Origin of the sequence: Paraburkholderia diazotrophica (assembly GCF_038900755.1) — a bacterium.
GTDB classification, from domain to species: domain Bacteria; phylum Pseudomonadota; class Gammaproteobacteria; order Burkholderiales; family Burkholderiaceae; genus Paraburkholderia; species Paraburkholderia diazotrophica_A.
In genome coordinates this window covers 67,810-88,145 of sequence record NZ_JBBPEN010000002.1, presented here as the reverse complement: position 1 = coordinate 88,145, position 20,336 = coordinate 67,810, and the positions used below count along the sequence as shown (strand labels likewise).

The window sequence follows — 20,336 nt, the reverse complement described above, 5'->3', positions numbered from 1 at the left end:
GCATGCGTCAGTGCTTGGCGGTGCTCTGCGCGCCGCCTTCCTGCGCAGCGATCTGCGCGATGCGCTGCTCGTACAGCGCCTGGAAGTTGATTTCGGCGAGATGGATCGGCGGGAAGCCTGCGCGGGTGATCGCGTCAGCGATGTTCGAGCGCAGATACGGGAACAGAATGGTCGGGCATGCGATGCCGACGAGGGGATCGATCTGTTCGGTCGGGATGTTGCGGATGTCAAAAATGCCAGCCTGCTTCGCTTCGATCAGGAACGCGACCTTGTCGCTGACCTTCGCCGTCACCGTGCCCGTGACGAGAATTTCGAACACCGTGTCCGCGAGACGCTCGGCCTTCACGTCGACTTCGACTTCGACCGACGGCATTTCCTGCTCGAGGAAAATAGCCGGCGAGTTCGGCTGTTCGAGCGACATGTCTTTCAGGTAGATGCGCTGGATATTGAAGAACGGCTGGTTGTTCTCGTCGGACATGGTTCTCTACTCCCTAAATTTCGTTGCGGCGGACGGTTGCCGCCAGATCTCGTTGTGCTGCGGGCCGCCCCGAGGGACGGCCTCAAACCAGCCGGTGCAGACATTGCCGCCGTGTGCCCGGCCTTCTGTTTTTCGCGACCGCGTGCCGCGATAGATGCGGCAACGCGAGACATGCGATTGGCGGCTCGAAGCCGCCTCCTTGCAACTGCCTCGCTATGCGGCAGTTTCGAGCAGCGGCGTCAGACCGCCCGCGCGATCGAGCGCGGACAGATCGTCATAACCGCCGACATGCGTCTCGCCGATATAAACCTGCGGCACCGTCCGACGGCCCGTGCGCGTCATCATTTCCTGGCGACGCGCCGGATCCTTGTCGATCAGCACCTTTTCGATGTGCTCGACGCCGCGCGACTTTAGTAGACGTTCGGCCATCTGGCAATACGGGCACACCTGCGTGCTATACATGATCACTTTGTTCACTTCGCAACTCCTTGTTTGACGACGGGCATGCCCGCCTGCTGCCAGGCGTCCACGCCGCCTTCCAGCACGTGCACCTCCGCATAGCCTGCGTCGCGCACGATGCGTGCCGCCTTGTTCGACTGCTGTCCGTTCTGGCAGACCAGCAGCACCGGGTTGCTCTTATTCTTCACGAGCTGGCCGACTTTCGCTTGCAGCTCGCCGAACTCGACGTGACGCGCCGACGGCAGGTGTCCCTTCGCGTAATCCGCCGAGGGACGCAGGTCGACGACGACGGCGTTACGCCGGTTGATCAGCTGCGTGGCGGCAGCCGCCGAGAGGCCGCCGCGTCCACGGCGCGCGATCGTCGGCCACAGGAGCAACGCCCCGGAGATGAGGGCGACTGCGATCAGTACAAGGTTCGTGTAATCGGTGAAAAACTTCACGGAAGATCCGCCGGAAAAAAGGAAGAAATCGGGTTAAATCGGAAAGGGCAATCCGACCATTATAAAATAACCATCTGACGCGATGGCGACCGCCAGCCGCTGGCTGCGGTACCGCCCCGATTACCGCTTCCTTACTACCGACCGGCACGACATGTACAAACTCGTTCTCATCCGCCACGGCGAATCGACGTGGAACAAGGAAAACCGCTTCACCGGCTGGGTCGACGTCGACCTGACCGAACAGGGCAACCTCGAAGCGCAGCAGGCTGGCACGCTGCTCAAGGACTCGGGCTACACGTTCGACATTGCGTACACATCGGTGCTCAAGCGCGCGATCCGCACGCTGTGGCACGTGCAGGACAAGATGGACCTGATGTACCTGCCCGTCGTGCACTCGTGGCGCCTCAACGAACGCCACTATGGCGCGCTGTCGGGTCTGAACAAGGCCGAAACGGCGGCGAAGTTCGGCGATGACCAGGTGCTGGTCTGGCGCCGCAGCTACGACACGCCGCCACCCGCGCTCGAGCCGACCGACGAGCGCACGTCGTACGACGATCCGCGCTACGCGAAGGTCCCGCGCGAAGAGCTGCCGCTCACCGAGTGCCTGAAGGACACGGTGGCGCGCGTGATGCCCATCTGGAACGAATCGATCGCGCCCGCGATCAAGTCGGGCCGCAAGGTGCTGATCGCCGCGCACGGCAACTCGATCCGCGCGCTGGTCAAGTATCTGGACAACATTTCCGATTCGGACATCGTCGGCCTGAACATTCCGAACGGCGTGCCCCTCGTCTATGAACTGGACGAAGACCTGAAGCCGATCAAGCACTACTACCTCGGCGATCAGGAAGCGATCGCGAAGGCGCAAGCCGCTGTCGCCAAGCAGGGCAAGGCGGGCTGATACGGCCATCGCCACGGCTCGCCGCGGCTTGCGGCAGGCCGTGGTTTTTCATGACTTTCAGCGCTTTCGCGTTGTTGCAGCTCGCTCCCGCGCTCGCGCACTCCATGATTCGCGGCCGCTCTTTCCTGACGGCATTGCCACGTGCGGGCCATGTTCCCGCCATCTCGATGCCGCATGATGAGGCCGTCACAGACAGCGCCCCGGCAATCGATACCGGTGCGCACGCAACGGTATCGACAAAATGTGGCCCGAGTCAGGCCGCTTTTGGCTCCGCGGACGTCCGCCAGCGCACATTGCATCCCGCCCATGCCAGCGATCCTTAGAACCTGGCTGAGCAATCGCTGTCGAATCCCCATCAACCGTCAGGTACAGGCCGTGCGAGCGTCACGTTATACTTGTCCGTCCTTTTCCTTTGACGCTGCTACCCGCATCCGACCGCAACATACTCTATGCGAAAGAACCTGAAAAACATCGGCCTTATCGCCGCGGGCCTCGCTACCGGCGTTTTTGCAACCCTGCAACTGAGCGCCTCGGCCCAGCAACCCGCGTCCGCGCCGTTGCCGCTCGACCAGTTGAGGCTCTTCGCCGAAGTCTTTGGGCAGATCAAGCATGAGTACGTGGAGCCGGTCGACGACAAGAAGCTGCTGACGTCCGCGATCAAGGGCATGGTGTCGAGCCTCGATCCGCACTCGTCGTATCTCGACAAGACCGACTACGAAGAGCTTCAGGAGCAGACAAAAGGCCGCTTCGCGGGCCTCGGCATTGAGATCTCGCAGGAAGACGGCCTGATCAAGGTCATCTCGCCGATCGAGGACACGCCCGCGTTCCGCGCCGGCATCCGTCCGGGCGACCTGATCACCCGCATCAACGACAAGCCCGTGCGCGGCATGACGCTGGATAAAGCCGTCAAGCAGATGCGCGGCGAGCCGGGCACCAAGGTCACGCTTACCATCTTCCGCAAGACTGACGACCGCACGTTCCCGCTCACGGTCACGCGCGCGGTCATCCGCGTCCAAAGCGTGAAGTCGAAGATTCTCGCGCCGGGCTACGCGTACGTGCGCATCACCAGCTTCCAGGAACGCACGACGCCTGACCTCGCCGCGAAACTGCAGGACATCGCGCGCCAGCAGCCGAACCTGAAGGGCCTGATCCTCGATCTGCGCAACAACGGCGGCGGCCTGCTGCAAAGTGCCGTCGGCGTCGCGGGCGCGTTCCTGCCGCCAGATTCCGTCGTCGTGTCGACGAACGGCCAGATTCCGGATTCGAAGCAGGTCTACCGCGACACGTTCGACAACTATCGGCTGCCTTCCTTCGACGGCGATCCGCTGAAGAATCTGCCGCCCATCTTCAAGACCGTGCCGATGATCGTGCTGACCAACGCCTACTCGGCGTCGGCGTCGGAAATCGTCGCGGGGGCGCTGCAGGATCAGCATCGCGCGCTGATCGTCGGCAAGACGACGTTCGGCAAGGGCTCGGTGCAGACCGTGCGTCCGATGACGGCGGATACGGCACTGCGCCTGACCACGGCGTACTACTACACGCCGAGCGGCCGCTCGATCCAGAACAAGGGCATCCGACCTGACATCGCCGTCGACCAGTACGCGGACGGCGATCCCGACGACGCGCTCGTCACGCGCGAAGTCGACTATTCGAATCACCTTGCGAACACGCAGGACCCGAACGAGAAGAAGGAACAGGAACAGCGCGAGCAGGAGCGCATGGACCAGCTGCGTCAGCTCGAAGAGCAGAACGACAAGAAGACGCCGGAACAGCGCGCGAAGGATCGTGACCGCAAGCCGGTCGAGTTCGGCTCCGCTGACGACTTCATGCTGCAGCAAGGCCTGAACAAGCTCGAAGGCAAGCAGGTGGTCGAATCGAAGTCGCTGATGGAGCGGCGTCTCGCGCAGAACAAGCCCGCGCAATCGGCATCGGCGCCCGTCGCCGTGAAGCCCGCGCTGCCCGCCACGCCGACGGCGACGACCCCGGCAGCGCCCGCTTCGGCAACGGCGCCGGCTTCGCAGCCTGCCACGCCGAACAAGTAAGCGCTACGGCATCCCCGGTGTCTTCGCGGCCCGCGCCGCGAAGACACCTTCCTCCGCGCGATTAAAATAACGAGAACCGCGCCGCCTCCCGTCTCGAGCCAGCGCGACACATACGACACACGCCGCGCCCCCGCCATGAACGACGATCAACTTCTGCGTTATTCCCGTCACATCCTCGTCGACGAACTCGGCATCGAGGCTCAGCAGCGTTTTCTCGACGCGCACGCGATCGTGGTCGGCGCAGGCGGCCTGGGTTCGCCGGCGGCGATGTATCTGGCGGCGTCGGGTGTCGGCAAGCTGACGCTCGTCGATGCCGATACCGTCGATCTCACCAATCTGCAGCGGCAGATCCTGCACGTCACAAAGTCGGTGGGACGGCTGAAGGTCGAGTCGGGACGCGACGCGATCGCGCGACTGAATCCTGATGTCGAAGTGAATGCGGTGGCCGAACGCGTCGACGATGCGTGGCTCGATCGCACCGTGCCGCAAGCGACTGTCGTACTCGACTGCACGGACAACTTCGCGACGCGCCACGCGATCAATCGCGCGTGCGTCTCGCACGGCGTGCCGCTCGTATCGGGCGCGGCGCTGCGTTTCGACGGCCAGATCAGCACATTCGATTTCCGCAGCGACGACTCGCCGTGCTACGCGTGCGTGTTTCCTGAGGATCAGCCTTTCGAGGAAGTCGCGTGCTCGACGATGGGCGTGTTTGCGCCTACTGTCGGCATCATCGGCGCGATGCAGGCGGCGGAAGCGCTGCGCGTGATCGCGGGCGTCGGCGAGCCGCTGGTCGGCCGCCTGATGATGCTCGATTCGCTGCGGATGGAGTGGAACACGATGCGCATCGCGCGGCAGCGGGATTGCGCCGTGTGCGGCGAGCGCCATCGATCCCATCAATCATAAGAAAGAACCGCTTCGACGACCCGTTTCGTCTCGGGCGCTCGATCAAGCCGAAGCGCCCGAACGGACAACAATGACGCATCAGGCTCGCGCGACCCGTTCCAGCGCCGACTGCACCTCCTCCGGCTCGAACGCCGCGAGCACGTCGGCGACGGGCTTTTCCAGCGTCTTCAGATGCGAGCGCAGAATCTCCTGTTTCACGAGCAGCAACTGGCTCGGATGCATCGAGAACTCCGTCAGCCCCATGCCGAGCAACAGACGTGTCAGCGACGGATCGCCTGCCATTTCCCCGCAGATCGATACCGGCACGCCCACCCGCTTCGCCTCGCGCAGCGTGAACGCGATCAGATGCAGCACGGCGGGATGCAGCGGGTCATACAGGTGCGCGACCGCGTTGTCGGCGCGATCGATCGCGAGCGTGTACTGGATCAGATCGTTCGTGCCGATCGACAGGAAATCAAGCCGCTTCAGGAACAGCGGCAACGCAATAGCCGCCGCCGGAATCTCGATCATCGCGCCGACGCGCACGTTGGGGTCGTAGGCGAGGCCTGCATCGTCGAGCTGGCGCTTGGCTTCCTGGATCAGATCGAGCGTCTGGTCGATCTCGCGCGCATGCGCGAGCATCGGAATCAGAATCTTCACGGAACCGAACGCCGACGCGCGCAGGATTGCGCGCAACTGCGTGAGGAACATGTGCGGCTCGGACAGGCTCCAGCGGATCGCGCGAAGGCCGAGCGCCGGGTTGGGCGCCGTTTCGTACTCTTCGCCGATCGAATCGAGCGGCTTGTCCGCGCCGACATCGATCGTGCGGATCGTCACAGGCATGCCGTTCATCAACTCGACCGCGCGCCTGTAGGCGGTGAACTGCTCTTCCTCTTCCGGCATCCCATGCTTCTGGTTCATGAAGAGGAACTCGGTACGGAACAGGCCGATGCCCGTCGCGCCCGCGTCGAGCGCCGACTGCGCGTCCTCAGGCAGTTCGATGTTCGCGCACAGTTCGATACGCGTGCCGCAGACCGTCTGCGTCGGCGAAAATTTCAGGCGCTGCAGCTTGCGCGCCTCGAGCGCCTTCTCGCTCTGCCGGTACGAATATTCTTCGAGCACGATTGGCGCCGGATCGACGATCACGATGCCATGATCGCCGTCGACGATGATCAGATCGTCCTGGCGGATCAGCGCGCTCGCGTGCTGCACGCCGACCGTCGCGGGAATGCCGAGGCTGCGCGCGACGATCGCCGTATGCGACGTCCGGCCGCCCAGGTCCGTGACGAAGCCCTGGAAGGTCTGTGTCTTGAACTGCATCATGTCGGCGGGCGCGATGTCGTGCGCGACCACGATCATTTCGTCGCAGCGCCCGTGGATGCTGACGAGCGAGCCCGTCGCGCCCGCGAGCGCCTTCAGCACGCGCTCGACCACCTGTTCGATATCGGCTTTGCGCTCGCGCAGATACTCGTCCTCCACTTCGTCGAAGTGGCGCGTCAGGCGTTCGAGCTGTTCCGTCAGCGCCCATTCGACGTTGTAGCGGCGGGTGCGGATGAGGTCGATGGTTTCCTGAACGAGCATCGCATCGTTCAGGATCATTGAATGTACGTCGAGAAACGCGCCCATTTCGGTGGGCGCGTCGGCGGACAGATCGGCGCGCAGTTCGTCGAGTTCCTGATGCACGACCTGCTGGGCCGCGCGAAAGCGCTCCACCTCGTCCTCGATCTGGGTGGGCTCGATCAGATAGTGGTCGACGTCCAGTGCAGCCGGGGCGATCAGATATGCGCGCCCGATGGCGATACCGCGTGACACGGGAATTCCATGCAGCGTGAATGACACGCGCACCTCCTCTAGTTGTGTAATGCCGCGGCAAACCGCTGCAGTGCTCTCAGACCCCGCCGATCATTATAAATTCCGAAACGCCCCACAGTGCTGTGCAGCGCAGCATCGCGCGGCGCGTAGTTCGAGCGCTATGCTTTCGCGCGGTTTGCCATGCGCTTGCGTTGGGAATACATCGGCGGAACATCGATCTTCGGAGAACACGCGGCGGCCGAAGGTGCAGCGGCCAGCAGCAAGCCGCACTCGATGGACAAAACGCGCCCGTCAAAAAGAAAACGCCGCGACATCGCGCGGCGTCTCTTGCAGAACGAAAGCGGGAGCGGATTTTTAACGGCAGAGTTCTTATTGGCCTTCGCCGAATTTATTGGCGATCAGTTGAAGCAGCGCGTCCATCGCTTCTTTCTCGTCCTCGCCTTCCGTCTCGATCAACACCGTGCTGCCGATGCCCGCCGCCAGCATCATCACGCCCATGATGCTCTTCGCGTTGATGCGCCGGCCGTTGCGGCTCATCCAGATTTCCGACTGGAAGTTGGCGGCGAGTTGCGTGAGCTTCGCCGACGCGCGAGCGTGCAGCCCCAGCTTGTTCACGATGGTCGTTTCCTGTTGCAGCATGTGTTGTTCCGATGCGCTGTGTTGAAGTTATCGACGTAAGCGTGGAAACACGCCGCACGCGGCGCGCTTGCCGTGTCGCAGATGATGCGGCGCTCACGCGTCGTTTGAATTGCAGCCGGACCCGCTGCCGGCCTTGCAGGTTTCGGCAAGCGCCTTGTCGGGCGGCAGCGCGGGAATGCAATCGGCGGTGCTCGCGACGGGAACGGCAGGCGGCGGCGTCGCTGGTCCGACGGCTTGAATGCCTTTGGTCGCGCCCGCCAGTGCCTTGTCGACGAGCACGTCGAGCGGCGTCGCGCGGTAGCAGACGGCGCGCACCAGCATCGGCAGATTCACGCCCGCCAGCACGCGCACATCTGGAAGGGAGGCGAGCCGGCCTGCAATGTTCGCAGGCGTCGCGCCGAACATGTCGGTCAACACAAGCGTGCCGTTTTCTTCCTTGAGCCTGTCGATCTCCGCATACGCGGATGAAACGACCTGTACGGGATCGCAATCCGGCGACACGTCGATGACGCCAATGCGGGCGGGCAAGCCGCCGTAAATGTGCGCGACACACTCGCGTAGCGCCGTGGCGAAGGGAGCGTGCGCAATGATCAGAATGCCTGCCATGTCAGCCTTGCTGCAGAAAACCGCCCGGAAATCGCTGCCCTGCTTCCCGCGCACTGCGCGTCAGATGGAAAGCCGGACGCGGCGAGCGGGAAACGAGGCCCATCGAACTCGCCTGAGATCGGCCGCCAAGGGGCCGGATCACGCTGCCATTCACGGGCCGCTATCAGGCGAGCGGGCATTGTAACAGCCTCATTTTCGCGCTTTCGCCCTTTTCACGCCTGGCTGGCCGACAGCGCGAACCTTCATTGCCTTCATTGCAAAACATGGCGGCGCACGCGCGCCGCTTCAACCGACGGCTTTCTCTAGCGCATCGATGAACATTGCCGCGACGTCGAACCCCGTCTGATCCATGATCTCGCGGAAGCACGTCGGACTGGTGACATTCACTTCCGTCAGCCAGTCGCCGATCGCGTCCAGCCCGACGAGCAACAATCCGCGCGAGTTCAGCACCGGCCCGAGCGCTTCGGCGATCTCCCGGTCGCGCGCCGTCAGCGGCTGCGCGACGCCCAGACCGCCAGCCGCGAGATTACCGCGCACCTCGCTGCCCTGCGGAATGCGCGCAAGCGAATAAGGCACCGGCTCGCCGCCGATCAGCAGAATGCGCTTGTCGCCCGTCTTGATCTCGGGGATGAACTTCTGCGCCATCACCGAACGCGCGCCGTCGTGGCTCAGCATCTCGACGATCGAGCCGAGGTTCATCCCGTCCGCCTTCACGCGGAACACGCCCATGCCGCCCATTCCGTCGAGCGGCTTCAGGATCACGTCGCCGTGCTCCGCATGGAACGCGCGCAGACGGGCCGGATCGCGCGTGACGAGCGTCGGCGCGACGAACTGCGGAAACTCGCCGATCGCCATCTTTTCCGAATGGTCGCGAATCGCCTGCGGCTTGTTGAAGATGCGCGCGCCCGCGCGTTCCGCGAGTTCGAGCAGCCACGTCGACGTCACGTATTCCATGTCGAACGGCGGGTCCTTGCGCATCAGCACCGCGCCGAAGCGCGTCAGCGCGCGCGCCTCGACGGGCTGCGCCTCGTACCACACGTCGCGATGGCCGTCCGATTGATCGCCGACGATCTCAAAGCGGTACACGTTCGCCTCGACGCCGGAGCCCGTCCACGCCAGATGCTGCGGCTCGCACGCATAGAGCGTGTGGCCGCGCTTCGCGGCCTCGGCCATCATCGCGTAGGTCGAGTCCTTGTAGATCTTGAAGCGGGAAAGCGGGTCGGCGATGAAGAGAATATCCATGGAGTTCCTGATGCGCCCTCGCGGGCCGCGCGTTGTTCGTTATAGCGTACGGCAAACGCGCCGATGCCGTGCGCTGCGTGCCCGTCCGGCGGCATTCGATTCCGCCGGGGCAACAGCCTACCGTGAGTGCGCCCGACCCGCTTGCCGCGCGTCCGCTCGCGTCAGGTTCTCGCGACGGGCTTGCGACTGACTCGCGCGGCTTGCCGGAAGCAACGGGCGCGCCCGATGTCAGACCTGGATCGCCTCGGGATCGGTTTTTTCCAGTTCCACCGACGCGGCCAGCAGCCCTAGCCGCCCCACCACGCCATACATGTAGAAACGGTTCGGCGGCGCGGCGCCGGGCTTCGCATGCGCATCGGGGAGCGCCGTGTGCTCGAAGCCGAGCGGCACGAAGTGCATGCCCGGTGCGTTCAGGTTCTGGTCGCGGTCGCGGCTGCCGTGCACGCGATAGAAACCGCCCACCACATACCGGTCGATCATATATACGACGGGCTCGGCCACTTCCTCGCCGATGCGCTCGAATGTATAGACGCCTTCCTGCACGATCATGTCATGCACTTCGAGCCCTTCCTTCGTGGTCGCCATCTTGGTGCGCTCGCGTTTCGTGAGCGCGGCCACTTCCGACGCGTCATGCACGGTCATCACGCCCATGCCGTAGGTGCCCGCATCCGACTTGATGACGACATACGGCTTTTCCGAAATACCGTACTCGCGGTACTTCTTCGCGATCTTCTTGAGCACGCCGTCGATCGCGTCGGTAAGCGCTTCCTCGCCCGTGCGGGCCTCGAAATCGACGCCTTCGACATGCGCGAAGTACGGATTGATCATCCACGGATCGATCTCGACCATCTTCGCGAACTTCTTCGCGATGTCGTCGTAGCACGAAAAGTGCGTCGACTTGCGGCGCACGGCCCAGCCGGCGTGCAGCGGCGGCAGCACATATTGCTCGTGCAGGTTTTCGAGAACCGGCGGAATGCCGCCCGACAGGTCATTGTTCAGCAGGATCGAGCACGGATCGAAATTCTTCAGCCCGATCCGGCGCGCCGAGCGCTCCAGCGGCTCCAGCACGATCTTCTGGCCGTCCGACAGCGAAATGGTGACGGGCCCGACGATGTTCTCGTCCAGCGTGCCGAAGCGGACGTTCAACCCCGCCTGACGCATGATCGTCGCGAGCCGCGCGACGTTTTCCAGGTAAAACGCATTGCGCGTGTGACGCTCGGGGATGACGAGCAGATTTTTCGCATCCGGGCAGATCTTTTCGATCGACGCCATCGCCGCCTGCACGGCGAGCGGCAGCGTCTCCTGCGGCAGGTTGTTGAACGCGCCGGGAAAGAGGTTCGTGTCGACGGGCGCGAGCTTGAAGCCGGCGTTACGCAGATCGACCGAGCAATAGAACGGCGGCGTGTGCTCCTGCCATTCGAGGCGGAACCAGCGTTCGATGGCGGGCGTCGCGTCGAGGATCTTCCGCTCGAGATCGAGCAGCGGACCGTTTAACGCCGTAACTAAATGCGGAACCATTGATCACTCGCAGACTGGAGAAAAAAGATTGTAGAGCAATTGCCCTGCCCATTTGGGGACGCTTTCTCCATTCGCAAGTTATGGGTGGATGCATTCTCCCTATATCAACGATAGCCGGAAATTCTGCTGTTTGTGAGACAAGATTGCGGCGCGGTGTGCGGGGCATGTCGGGACTCGCCGAGGCAATCGCCGTGCGACTGGGACGAACTGCCGCAGCATGAAAAAAGCCCGCCGTGAAGGCGGGCCAAAGTCGCTCTGCCTGAACCTCTCGGAAGACGCCTGCCTTACTCGACGTGCTCGCCGTGCAGGATCACGTCCAGACCTTCGCGCTCTTCTTCTTCCGTCACCCGCAGGCCGATCGTCACGTCGATGATCTTCAGCAGAATGAAGCTGATCACGCCGCTGTAGATGAGCGTCGTCAGGACACCCTTCAACTGAAGAATGACGCTGCCGTCCGCGCCGCCGATATCCTTGACGGCGAACACGCCCGTCAGGATCGCGCCGACGATACCGCCGATGCAGTGCACGCCGAACGCGTCGAGAGAATCGTCGTAACCCATCTTGTGCTTGAGCCATGTGGCCGACCAGAAGCAGACCACGCCCGCGATCAGGCCGATGGCGAGCGCGCCGCCTACGCCGACGAACCCCGACGCCGGCGTGATCGCCACCAGACCCGCCACCGCGCCCGACACGATGCCGAGCACCGACGGCTTACCCTTCGCGATCCACTCGGCGAACATCCAGCCGAGCGCCGCCATCGCCGTTGCAACCTGCGTCGTCAGCATCGCGAAGCCGGCACGGCCGTCCGCGGCCACCGCCGAACCCGCGTTGAAGCCGAACCAGCCCACCCACAGCATCGAGCCGCCGATCATCGTCAGCACGAGGTTGTGCGGCGCCATCGAATCCTTGCCGTAGCCCGTGCGCTTGCCGAGCACGAGACAGCAGATCAGGCCCGCGACACCGGCGTTGATGTGCACCACCGTGCCGCCCGCGAAGTCGAGGATGCCCGCGCTAGCCAGCCAGCCCGTCGGTTCCCAGACCATGTGCGCGATCGGCGAGTAGACGATGATCGACCACAGCGTCATGAAGATCAGCATCGCGGAGAACTTCATGCGGTCCGCGAATGCGCCCGTGATCAGCGCCGGCGTGATGATTGCGAACGTCATCTGGTAGACGAAATAGACGGATTCCGGGATGGTCGGCGCGAGGTGACTGACGGTGAGCGTAGTTGCCTTGTCGCCCTTGATGAACGCCATGCCGTGCAGCATCACGCGCGAGAAGCCGCCGAGGAACGACCCGCCCGGCGTGAACGCGAGGCTGTAGCCGATCACCGTCCAGATCACCGTCACGAGACAGGTGATCGCGAAGCTTTGCATGACGGTCGCGAGCACGTTCTTCTTGCGGACCATGCCGGCATAGAAGAGCGCGAGACCGGGGATCGTCATGAACAGCACGAGTGCCGTCGAGGTCAACATCCAGGCGGTGTCGCCGGAATTGAGCTTCGACGAATCGATCGAGAACGGTGCCGTCGGCGCGGCGGGCGCCGCTTCCGAAGCCGCCGCCGCTGCCGATGCGTCAGCGGGCGCACTGGCGGCAGGCGCCGCCGAGGCATCCGCGGCAGGCGCGCTCGCAGCGGGCGCGGCAGCATCCGACGAAGCCGGCGCGCTCGCCGTCGTGTCCGGGACGGAAGCCGCGGCAGGCGCCGACGCGTCGTCCGCGAGGGCAGCGCCGATGCCGGCCGACAGCAGCGAGCCGGCCATCAGCAGGGACATCAATAATTTACGCATCTTCAGTTTCCTCTTGTCGCTGTTTTTTACAGTGCGTCCGCGCCGGTCTCGCCGGTACGAATACGAATTACCTGTTCGATCGGCGTGACGAAGATCTTTCCGTCACCGATCTTGCCCGTCCGCGCCGCCCGCTCGATGGCTTCGATCGCCTGGTCGACGATGTCGTCCGACACGGCCGCTTCGATCTTCACCTTCGGCAGAAAGTCGACGACGTATTCCGCTCCCCGATACAACTCCGTGTGGCCCTTCTGACGTCCGAACCCTTTCACTTCCGTCACCGTGATGCCCGAGACGCCGATGGCCGACAGGGCTTCGCGCGCCTCATCGAGCTTGAACGGCTTGATGATTGCGGTAATGAGTTTCATGAAATCCTCGCTGTAGTGACTCAACCCGTTGCGTGACTTGCATTTGCCTTGCGCCGTGCTTTCGGTCTCGGCCCCCGGAACCGCAGCAGCGACGCATCTCCAGACGGCGTCCCGCCGGTGCGCGCGGCAGTAACAGCAACGTCCATGCCATGTTTGTGGCACACTCCCGCCGGGCCTTATGGCACAAGGGTTTGCGCGTTTACTTGTCCGGATGGCCAGTTCCGTTCGCGAGCGGTAGCGCGCCCTCGGGATCGTTGCTAGAGTGTTTGCAGGCTTGGGGCACGGGCGTGCGCACCAAAGCCGTCCACGCCGAAACGTGGTGGCTTGGCGCTTGCACCAGAAACGATCATTCAGTGTTACGAGGCACGCACGTAACGACACATGCACATTTTTTGTGCAACAAGGGGAATGAAATGAAACAACCAAACGACGTCTTCAACGACTTTCAGGCGCGCGTGAGCGAGCTGTTCAAGAACTCGCCGGCGAAAGATGTCGAACGCAATGTGCGCGCGATGCTGTCGCAGGGCTTCTCGAAGCTCGACCTCGTCACCCGCGAGGAATTCGATACGCAGACGCAGGTGCTCGTGCGCACCCGTGCGCGTCTCGAAGAACTCGAGCGGCGCGTCGCCGAACTCGAGCAGAAGCTGCCCGTGACGCAATCTTCCTGAGTACGCCCACCTGATCTGCACATCACAGGCAAGCGGCCCGTGACGTCGTCAGCGCTTTAAGGTGAATGCGCCCGCGGGGCGCGTCTGGACGGGAGAAAACATGTCGCTTGCCGTGGTGCGCAGTCGCGCGCCGGCCGCTGGCCGTGCGCCTGAAGTTACCGTCGAGGTTCATCTCGCCAACGGGCTTCCTTCTTTTTCCATTGTCGGCTTGCCCGATCTCGAAGTGCGCGAAAGCCGCGAGCGCGTACGGGCGGCGCTGCTCAATTGCGGGCTGGATTTTCCCGTCCGACGCATCTTATGTCGCCAACCGGCCTTTCGACGAAGTGAACTAGGTAGAGACGGACGGGTTTTGACGTTGCCTTTGCACATTATTTCATAATGTGCAACGACGGCTCGCGCAGTTACAAATATTGTGCGTTTACTTAATTTATTCGGCACCCTCCTTTTTGGGCGGTCTCGGGCAACCGCCTACATCGATCCTCACGTGCGCATGGCGTCCTCGATAACCAGCCACCATTTGTCCGGGCATGGCTTCACTCGCGGCCCACTGCGTCCGAGTGGAGCGGCAGGCCGTTCTTTTTTCTTAACGTCTGCGATCCAGCACGACTGCATGACACGGCCATGGGTGCGCCCTACTAGCAACTGTGGGTCTCCATATGTGCAGATGGTGGTCTGAGGACGGGTGGGCGAATGGTGGGCGAACATCGCCCGGATTGATGAGAAGGAAATAGTTGCTCTCACCACCGCTCATCAGGGGAGCCGGTCATGGGTTATATGTTCACGCGGCAGCAGCTGTACGAGCTGGTCTGGGCCGCCCCGATCAGCACGCTGGCGAAATCACTGGCCATTTCCGATGTCGGACTCGCGAAGGCGTGCCGGCGCGGCGACATACCGTTGCCGCCGCGCGGCTACTGGGCCAGGCTGAACGCGGGCCGTCACGTCACCCGCACGCCGCTACCGTTACGCGCGCCCGGTGCCTCGGATCGCATCGATGTGGGATCCGGAAGAGCGCACATATTCCGGCCGGATGGTGATGATGGACGAGTGATGGAGGAAGACAGGCCGCCCGAACGCCCGGTCTACGACGAAACGCTGGATGCGGTCGAAGCGAGGATCCAACAGGCGCTGCCCCCAAAATTCCGGTTTGTACGCTCGCTCGACAACGCGCATCCGCAGATTGCGCGGCTGCTGCGAGAAGACGACGAGCGTCGCGAAACGATGGCAAAGAACCGTTACGCATGGGACAAGCCACGTTTCGAAAGCCCGTTCGAGCAGCGCCGGCTCGCGTTCCTGAGCAATCTGTTTACGCTGCTCGCGACACTCGATGTGCGCGCGTCGGTCCGGGGACGGGACGCACGTGAGCTCGGCCTGCATATCGGTGGTCAGCATGTCGATCTCAAGATCGACATGCTGACAACGTTGCGTCCGCGTCAAGCGCTGCCGAAGAGAAAACGCAGTGAGCCGATGGCGGTGGAGGTTCGGGTCGCACGCTGGGAGCACGGTGAACGCGAAGAGTGGCTGTTCTGGAGCGACAGTGACGCGGACAGTCTGGAAGACCAACTGCGCGAAATCGCGGTCGCGCTGGTGCTGACCGCCGAGCGGCAGTACCGGAAATCGCGACAGTTCTCCTATGAGTGGGCCAGGCACAGCTTCGAACAGAAGATTGAGAAGGCGCGCAAGGCCCGGGAAGAAGCCGAGCAGCGTGAGCACGAAGCGCGGCTGCATGCCGAGCGTGATCGCGTCACGCGACTGCTCGGTCAGGTCAGCGCATGGCAGCAGGCGCAACAGATCCGTGCGTATGTCGAGGCCGTCCTGTCTTCACCGGATGCAGTGGCGGGACGTGCCTTTGACGGCGAGCGCGACACATGGGCGCACTGGGCACGCACGGTTGCCAACCGGCTCGATCCGCTTGCATCGCTTGATCCATCGGACGCGGACCGCGAGGCAGCCTTGCAGGCGGATGCAACGCCGACGGATGATATGCCCGACGGCCCATCAGAACAGGCGCTGTCCAATGAGGCGCGTAACCGATCTTCGTCAACGCAGGAATAATGCTGTGATAAACTGTTCACTGTTGGGGGGGTAGCTCAGCTGGGAGAGCGTCGCGTTCGCAATGCGAAGGTCGGGAGTTCGATCCTCCTCCTCTCCACCAACAGATTCAAGGGCTTAGCCATTGGTTAGGCCCTTTTTCTTTGGATTCGTTTATTGCGAAGATTTGTGCGTGTCTCGGATTGTCGAGTTCGGCGCGGTAACTTGGGAAGTGTGAAGACTAATCGAGGCTTATTGCTTGCCGCGTTATAAAAGTCTCTTCGCAAGGTCCTCTGCCCTTGCACTATAGTAGCGCATCAACATGCGCGGGTCCTTGTGACCCGTGATTCTTATCAACTCCTGCAGAGTAAATATCGACGCCAGCCGTGAAACCGCCTCGTGGCGCAGGTCCTGAAATCGAAGATCGACGAGAAACCGCGTGTCTGGCGTCCCTTGCGCCTTCCGGCATTCATCTTCGTAGAGCTTCCGCGCCCTTGCCACCGCCCGTTCGAACGCACGGGTTACAGCATCGCTTCGAATGTCAAACACGGGGCCGTTTCGTTCCACTCCCGAGCCCTTGACAGACTTCCTGGCGCTGCCGCTGTCTTTCAGGCATTGGAGGACAGCAACTGCACGCGAAGAAAGAGGCACATCACGGGCTGTGCCGTTTTTTGTCGCTGGTAAATGCACCACCCTGTGTTGCAGGTCCACATGCTCCCATCGTAACGACACGATTTCGCCGCGACGCATCGCGGTTTCGACCGCCAGCCAGACAATGGACGGCAGAAGTGCGGATTCGCTGGCGGCTACGACCCGGTCGAGTTCAAGATCGTATGCACCTCTATCGGCGTTATGTTCCTCCTCAGTCGTGTCGTGAGCTGTGCCCGCAACCAGTCGTCGGGCACGGGCGTTATCCGGATGCGGCTTACGCAACAGTTCCACGGGGTTCGATAGGCTGTCCATTCCCCACTTCTTACGAGCCACGCTGAACACGTGTGACAGCACGGCCAGTCGCCGCAGCACAGTGGCGGGCTTGTAATCTTTCAGCCATTCATCTCTGAGCTTGGCAACGTCCACGCTTCGGATTGAAGCAACGGATCGCTTGGACAAGGGGATACCCGTCCATACCTTGAGGACGGACGCCTCCTGGACCGAACCGCTTTTTCCTTGCGAGATTTCCATCTCATAGCGCCGCAGAGCCTCATGGAGTGTCACGGCCCTCGCCTTGCCGGGGTTGACCCATCCGCCCCAAGCCAACTCTGACTCGATCATCCTGGCCCAGGCTTCTGCTTCCGCCTTCGTATCAAAAGTCTTGCTTTGCGCCGGGTGGCCGCGTCGCCGCACCTGGGCACGCCACTGATCAGGTCCTCGTTCGGTGATAGTCGCCATCGTGAATCTGCTGTGTATGGGATGAACTTTATTTGGGGCGAAGCTCTGGACTTGTTCGATCGTAGCTCCAACTGCGCACCTAGACTGTATCTTTGCAGGTCGAACGCAAGGAGCCGGGTATGATTGAACGAAGGCTTGGGCAAGCGTCTGCCCGATTTTACGGAACGCAAGGAGGGACCACTGATTTCCATGCCGGTGGTGCGAAATGGCTCGCACAGCTCTCGCCCTCAGCACTGGCGCATTGGCCCACAGTGGCCAAACAGTTGTCTGACGCAGGGGTACTCGAATTTATCGATGGGGAATCGTTAGCCCACTACTGCGAAGCGTTCGCGCAATGGCGCGCAGCCAGTGACCGGCTTGCCACTTTGCTGATCGATCTCGGCCTGATGGCCGGACGCCGGGCGTATTCCTCAGCCGAGCCGTCGCACAAGCCGCCAACACCCGATGTGACGGCAAATACAAAGCCGGAACCTGCTCGACGACCGCCTAACGCAATCATGCGTCGCCCAGAGGTTGAAAATGAGACGGGCTTGTCCCGGTCAACCATTTATCAGCGCATCAAGGCTGGAACTTTTCCGATGCCCGTGCAGCTTGGAGCACGTTCCGTGGGTTGGCGAATCGCCGATATTGAAGCATTTCTTTCGTCGCCAGCCGGCTATAAAGCAGCAGTTTAACTGTCGGCGTGCCGAGACAGGTTGGCGTTAATGTGACGATGTCGAACGTTCGGCGCAATCGTGAACCGATTGCGCCGATGGTGTTTTCACTCCTGCGGGGGCACTCAATGCCCCCGCCACGCTTTGCCATTGGTCTAGCTTCGACTAGTCAAATGGCCGTTTTCGATGCAAGTAATGATGCCAGCCTTGCCGCAGAAGATTTGTTTCGAGGATCTTGTCCAGCCAACGCCAGCAACTGCGCCTCCGCAATCACGGTCTTACCGGTGATCATCGTTTGCGTTACCGGCTCCCATAGGATGTAGTGCCAGTGCGAGTCCTGCAGCCACATATTCGCTGTCGACAAGGTTGTCACAGCTTCATGCATTGACTTCCCCCGTGACACCAGCAATTGTGCCGCGCGCGCGAATACCCGTTGCCCCGCCGGTCTGAAAAGGAGGTGATTTCGCTCTGGGGTTCGAAAGTCTCCCGGTTTTCCCTGTTTTTGAACGAGCACCTGCTGCAGTTCCGGTACTAGCGTAATGATGCTGTCAAAGAACTCTACGCAAAGCGTCAGATGCTGGTCGAGTAACGATTCCTCAGGGCGCTCCTGATCTAGACTCTTCTTCCCGAAGTACAGATCCTTGACAATCTCGAATAAGCCCACAACACTCGTCATGGACGTCTCGTCACCTGCGGGAATGGCCCCGCTGCTTTGATACAAAATATGCTTCCGTTGATCCTCAAATAACCAATGAGAATCAATCAATCGTCGCGTGACGATCGCAAAACCGTTGTCTTCATCGAGCGCAATGTTAGCTGCCTTTGCAATAACTTTTGCGCGCTTATTGACCGTGGTAAAAAGACGCCTCGTACGCTCTTTGCCTTCTGTAGTCGAAGCATTGTGCGCTACAAATATTGCACTAACATAATCAGACGCGAAATCCACTTTCCCGTAGTTAGCTTTCAGCGCCAACTTTATTCCAGCGACACGATGCTGTCCGTCGATCGCAAAAAGTTTCTCTTCGCCATTCAGATGAAGAAACCCCAATCGCCCCTCGACATTCTGCTGTTGATCAGCCGTAATCTCGTCATCGCGAATTTTTATATCAAGCGGTCTCCAATCAGGCGCTCCATCGTAAACACCAACGATAAGTGAGCCGAGAAATCGTTGCGGAGTGTTGACTATGTATTTTGCGATTCCTTCCGCGTGCGATTCAATAGCCTCTCTTTGAATCCAGTCGGCCAACGCTTTACGCTCGTGCACTTCATCAGGCGCTTTAATCAGCTTGGCGACATCACCAAAACTCAGCGTTGTCACATAAAAAACCCAGTCCCCCACACGCGATCTGAGGGCGGGTAGCAGCGTTGGATTAAGTGCCATTAAAATGCCCTCATCGTCTGGCTTACAGACGCTTCGAATTGTCGATTGAAATGTGGGAGGAATGCGCTGAGCATTTTGTCCTCAAGTGCTTCCGCAGCTGCCACATCAGCAGTCTTGGTGTAAAGATATAATAAATGGCCCTTCCACTGGTTCACCATTCTCCAGACGTGAGGGCGCTTTGAGTCCATAAAATCTTTGTCTTGTTCTCCGATGTAAGCGGCTATGCGGTCATATAAACATGTCGCCTTCCCAACATAGAAAAGGCCGCTTGCAAGAGGAAAGTCAAATAACTCTGACTTCACAACAAAAGCATAAACACCCGGTTCCTTGGGAATGTCGCCACGTCGGGTGGGAGGGAAACGCTCGGTGGCCCAGACGTGAGAAGAGTTCGCCGCGGCGCCCCATGCGGCTGGATAAAACGTCATGGGAACAACGTGGCTATGCACGAATGCGAGATCATTGATGGCTTGTTGAGTTTGCGCGGCTGTCGCCATCTTCAAACATCTCCTTATCAGTTGCCCGTTGATATTGTTTTCGCGGGAAAAGCGGTGACCATTCCGACGCGCACTGTGGCTCATCGCCCACTTATACCAACACGCGCCTCGCGCCCTCGGCGTAGAGCGAGCGCGTCGCATAATACCTTTTCAAGTCGAATCGCGCCAAAGATTCGGCGAATGCCAAGCGCATTAAATTGACGCCAGTCGAAAACGGTATGCTTGATTTACGCATATCACACGAATTTGCGTTCGCGTAACCAGCGCCGGCCGTCCTCGTCCGTAACCTAGATGTCAGGGTGTCCGCGATAGCGTCGGTCCTTAATCAAATCCAAGGGACCCTGCAGCGCTCAACATGAAGCGCGATTTGCCGCGACGCAGGGCTGGCAGGAAAAGAGGGAATCGATCTTGCCAACTATCGCTCGTACACCGCTGCCTGAGGGTGCTTGACGGCCGAAAAATGCCCTCGATGGCCGCCGCGCGTCCGTGACAGCGCTGCCGTCGCCGCGTGTACGCACGGCAACAGCTATATGAGTCTTGTGCCAGCCCGATTTC

At 61.4% G+C, this 20,336-nt stretch carries 19 protein-coding genes, 1 tRNA gene and 1 pseudogene; 8 read left to right on the top strand and 13 right to left on the bottom strand.

All coding sequences use genetic code 11. From position 1 onward, the window contains the following. Positions 1-7: 7 nt before the first annotated feature. From secB to AABE10_RS05685, 3 genes are all read right to left on the bottom strand, one after another. Positions 8-478, bottom strand: a complete 471-nt coding sequence (gene secB / locus AABE10_RS05695) for a protein-export chaperone SecB (RefSeq protein WP_342932337.1) — start codon at positions 476-478, stop codon at positions 8-10. Between the two features lie 213 nt (positions 479-691). After that, a complete protein-coding gene (gene grxC / locus AABE10_RS05690) occupies positions 692-955 on the bottom strand; it encodes a glutaredoxin 3 (protein WP_321574522.1) in 264 nt (87 codons plus the stop codon). Beyond that, positions 952-1,377 (bottom strand): rhodanese-like domain-containing protein, encoded by a 426-nt coding sequence (locus AABE10_RS05685; RefSeq protein WP_342932336.1) that lies wholly within the window; start codon positions 1,375-1,377, stop codon positions 952-954. The genes grxC and AABE10_RS05685 overlap by 4 nt, the downstream gene beginning before the upstream one ends. A 151-nt stretch (positions 1,378-1,528) precedes the next feature. Here AABE10_RS05685 and gpmA point away from each other — a divergent pair, with 151 nt between their 5' ends. The 3 genes from gpmA (at position 1,529) to AABE10_RS05670 (ending at position 5,220) form a co-directional block, all read left to right on the top strand. Then, on the top strand, positions 1,529-2,275 hold the full coding sequence (gpmA, locus tag AABE10_RS05680) for a 2,3-diphosphoglycerate-dependent phosphoglycerate mutase (RefSeq protein ID WP_342932335.1): 747 nt from the start codon (positions 1,529-1,531) through the stop codon (positions 2,273-2,275). A 449-nt stretch (positions 2,276-2,724) separates the two neighbouring features. Further along, positions 2,725-4,317, top strand: a complete 1,593-nt coding sequence (locus AABE10_RS05675; protein ID WP_342932334.1) for a S41 family peptidase — start codon at positions 2,725-2,727, stop codon at positions 4,315-4,317. Between the two features lie 135 nt (positions 4,318-4,452). Next, positions 4,453-5,220 (top strand): HesA/MoeB/ThiF family protein, encoded by a 768-nt coding sequence (locus AABE10_RS05670; protein WP_342932333.1) that lies wholly within the window; start codon positions 4,453-4,455, stop codon positions 5,218-5,220. Between the two features lie 78 nt (positions 5,221-5,298). Here the strand turns inward: AABE10_RS05670 and ptsP are convergent, their stop codons facing one another. From ptsP to AABE10_RS05635, 7 genes are all read right to left on the bottom strand, one after another. Further along, complete coding sequence (gene ptsP, locus AABE10_RS05665; RefSeq protein ID WP_342932332.1) at positions 5,299-7,038, bottom strand: phosphoenolpyruvate--protein phosphotransferase; 1,740 nt, start codon at positions 7,036-7,038, stop codon at positions 5,299-5,301. A gap of 342 nt (positions 7,039-7,380) precedes the next feature. Then, on the bottom strand, positions 7,381-7,650 hold the full coding sequence (locus tag AABE10_RS05660; protein ID WP_342932331.1) for an HPr family phosphocarrier protein: 270 nt from the start codon (positions 7,648-7,650) through the stop codon (positions 7,381-7,383). A 93-nt stretch (positions 7,651-7,743) separates the two neighbouring features. Continuing rightward, positions 7,744-8,256 (bottom strand): PTS sugar transporter subunit IIA, encoded by a 513-nt coding sequence (locus AABE10_RS05655; protein WP_342932330.1) that lies wholly within the window; start codon positions 8,254-8,256, stop codon positions 7,744-7,746. A 285-nt stretch (positions 8,257-8,541) separates the two neighbouring features. Beyond that, complete coding sequence (gene gshB, locus AABE10_RS05650) at positions 8,542-9,498, bottom strand: glutathione synthase (protein ID WP_342932329.1); 957 nt, start codon at positions 9,496-9,498, stop codon at positions 8,542-8,544. Between the two features lie 228 nt (positions 9,499-9,726). Then, the gene (gshA, locus tag AABE10_RS05645; RefSeq protein WP_342932328.1) at positions 9,727-11,016 is read right to left on the bottom strand and encodes a glutamate--cysteine ligase; all 1,290 of its coding nucleotides are present in this window, start codon (positions 11,014-11,016) and stop codon (positions 9,727-9,729) included. 284 nt (positions 11,017-11,300) lie between these two features. Continuing rightward, complete coding sequence (locus AABE10_RS05640; RefSeq protein WP_342932327.1) at positions 11,301-12,803, bottom strand: ammonium transporter; 1,503 nt, start codon at positions 12,801-12,803, stop codon at positions 11,301-11,303. A gap of 26 nt (positions 12,804-12,829) precedes the next feature. Then, entirely contained in the window at positions 12,830-13,168 is a 339-nt protein-coding gene (locus AABE10_RS05635) for a P-II family nitrogen regulator (protein ID WP_020566534.1), read from the bottom strand. A gap of 413 nt (positions 13,169-13,581) precedes the next feature. On the opposite strand from AABE10_RS05635, the gene AABE10_RS05630 reads away from it, so the two are divergent. From AABE10_RS05630 to AABE10_RS05615, 4 genes and pseudogenes are all read left to right on the top strand, one after another. Further along, complete coding sequence (locus tag AABE10_RS05630) at positions 13,582-13,836, top strand: accessory factor UbiK family protein (protein WP_087734194.1); 255 nt, start codon at positions 13,582-13,584, stop codon at positions 13,834-13,836. Between the two features lie 100 nt (positions 13,837-13,936). Beyond that, positions 13,937-14,173, top strand: a pseudogene (locus AABE10_RS05625) (magnesium chelatase domain-containing protein); the annotation flags it as partial. 428 nt (positions 14,174-14,601) lie between these two features. After that, positions 14,602-15,888, top strand: a complete 1,287-nt coding sequence (locus tag AABE10_RS05620; RefSeq protein WP_342932326.1) for a hypothetical protein — start codon at positions 14,602-14,604, stop codon at positions 15,886-15,888. Between the two features lie 24 nt (positions 15,889-15,912). Further along, a tRNA-Ala gene (locus AABE10_RS05615) sits at positions 15,913-15,988 on the top strand. Between the two features lie 143 nt (positions 15,989-16,131). Here AABE10_RS05615 and AABE10_RS05610 read toward each other — a convergent pair. Next, positions 16,132-17,253, bottom strand: coding sequence for a site-specific integrase (locus AABE10_RS05610; RefSeq protein WP_342932325.1), 1,122 nt, complete (start codon positions 17,251-17,253; stop codon positions 16,132-16,134). A 119-nt stretch (positions 17,254-17,372) separates the two neighbouring features. Here AABE10_RS05610 and AABE10_RS36370 point away from each other — a divergent pair, with 119 nt between their 5' ends. Then, positions 17,373-17,927 carry an AlpA family phage regulatory protein gene (locus AABE10_RS36370; protein ID WP_428983266.1) on the top strand — a complete coding sequence of 185 codons (555 nt, stop codon included), beginning with the start codon at positions 17,373-17,375 and terminating at the stop codon, positions 17,925-17,927. Between the two features lie 148 nt (positions 17,928-18,075). On the opposite strand, the gene AABE10_RS05595 is transcribed toward AABE10_RS36370, so the two are convergent. After that, the gene (locus AABE10_RS05595; protein WP_342932324.1) at positions 18,076-19,287 is read right to left on the bottom strand and encodes a DNA sulfur modification protein DndB; all 1,212 of its coding nucleotides are present in this window, start codon (positions 19,285-19,287) and stop codon (positions 18,076-18,078) included. Further along, complete coding sequence (locus AABE10_RS05590; RefSeq protein WP_342932323.1) at positions 19,287-19,787, bottom strand: hypothetical protein; 501 nt, start codon at positions 19,785-19,787, stop codon at positions 19,287-19,289. The genes AABE10_RS05595 and AABE10_RS05590 overlap by 1 nt, the downstream gene beginning before the upstream one ends. Positions 19,788-20,336 lie beyond the last annotated feature (549 nt).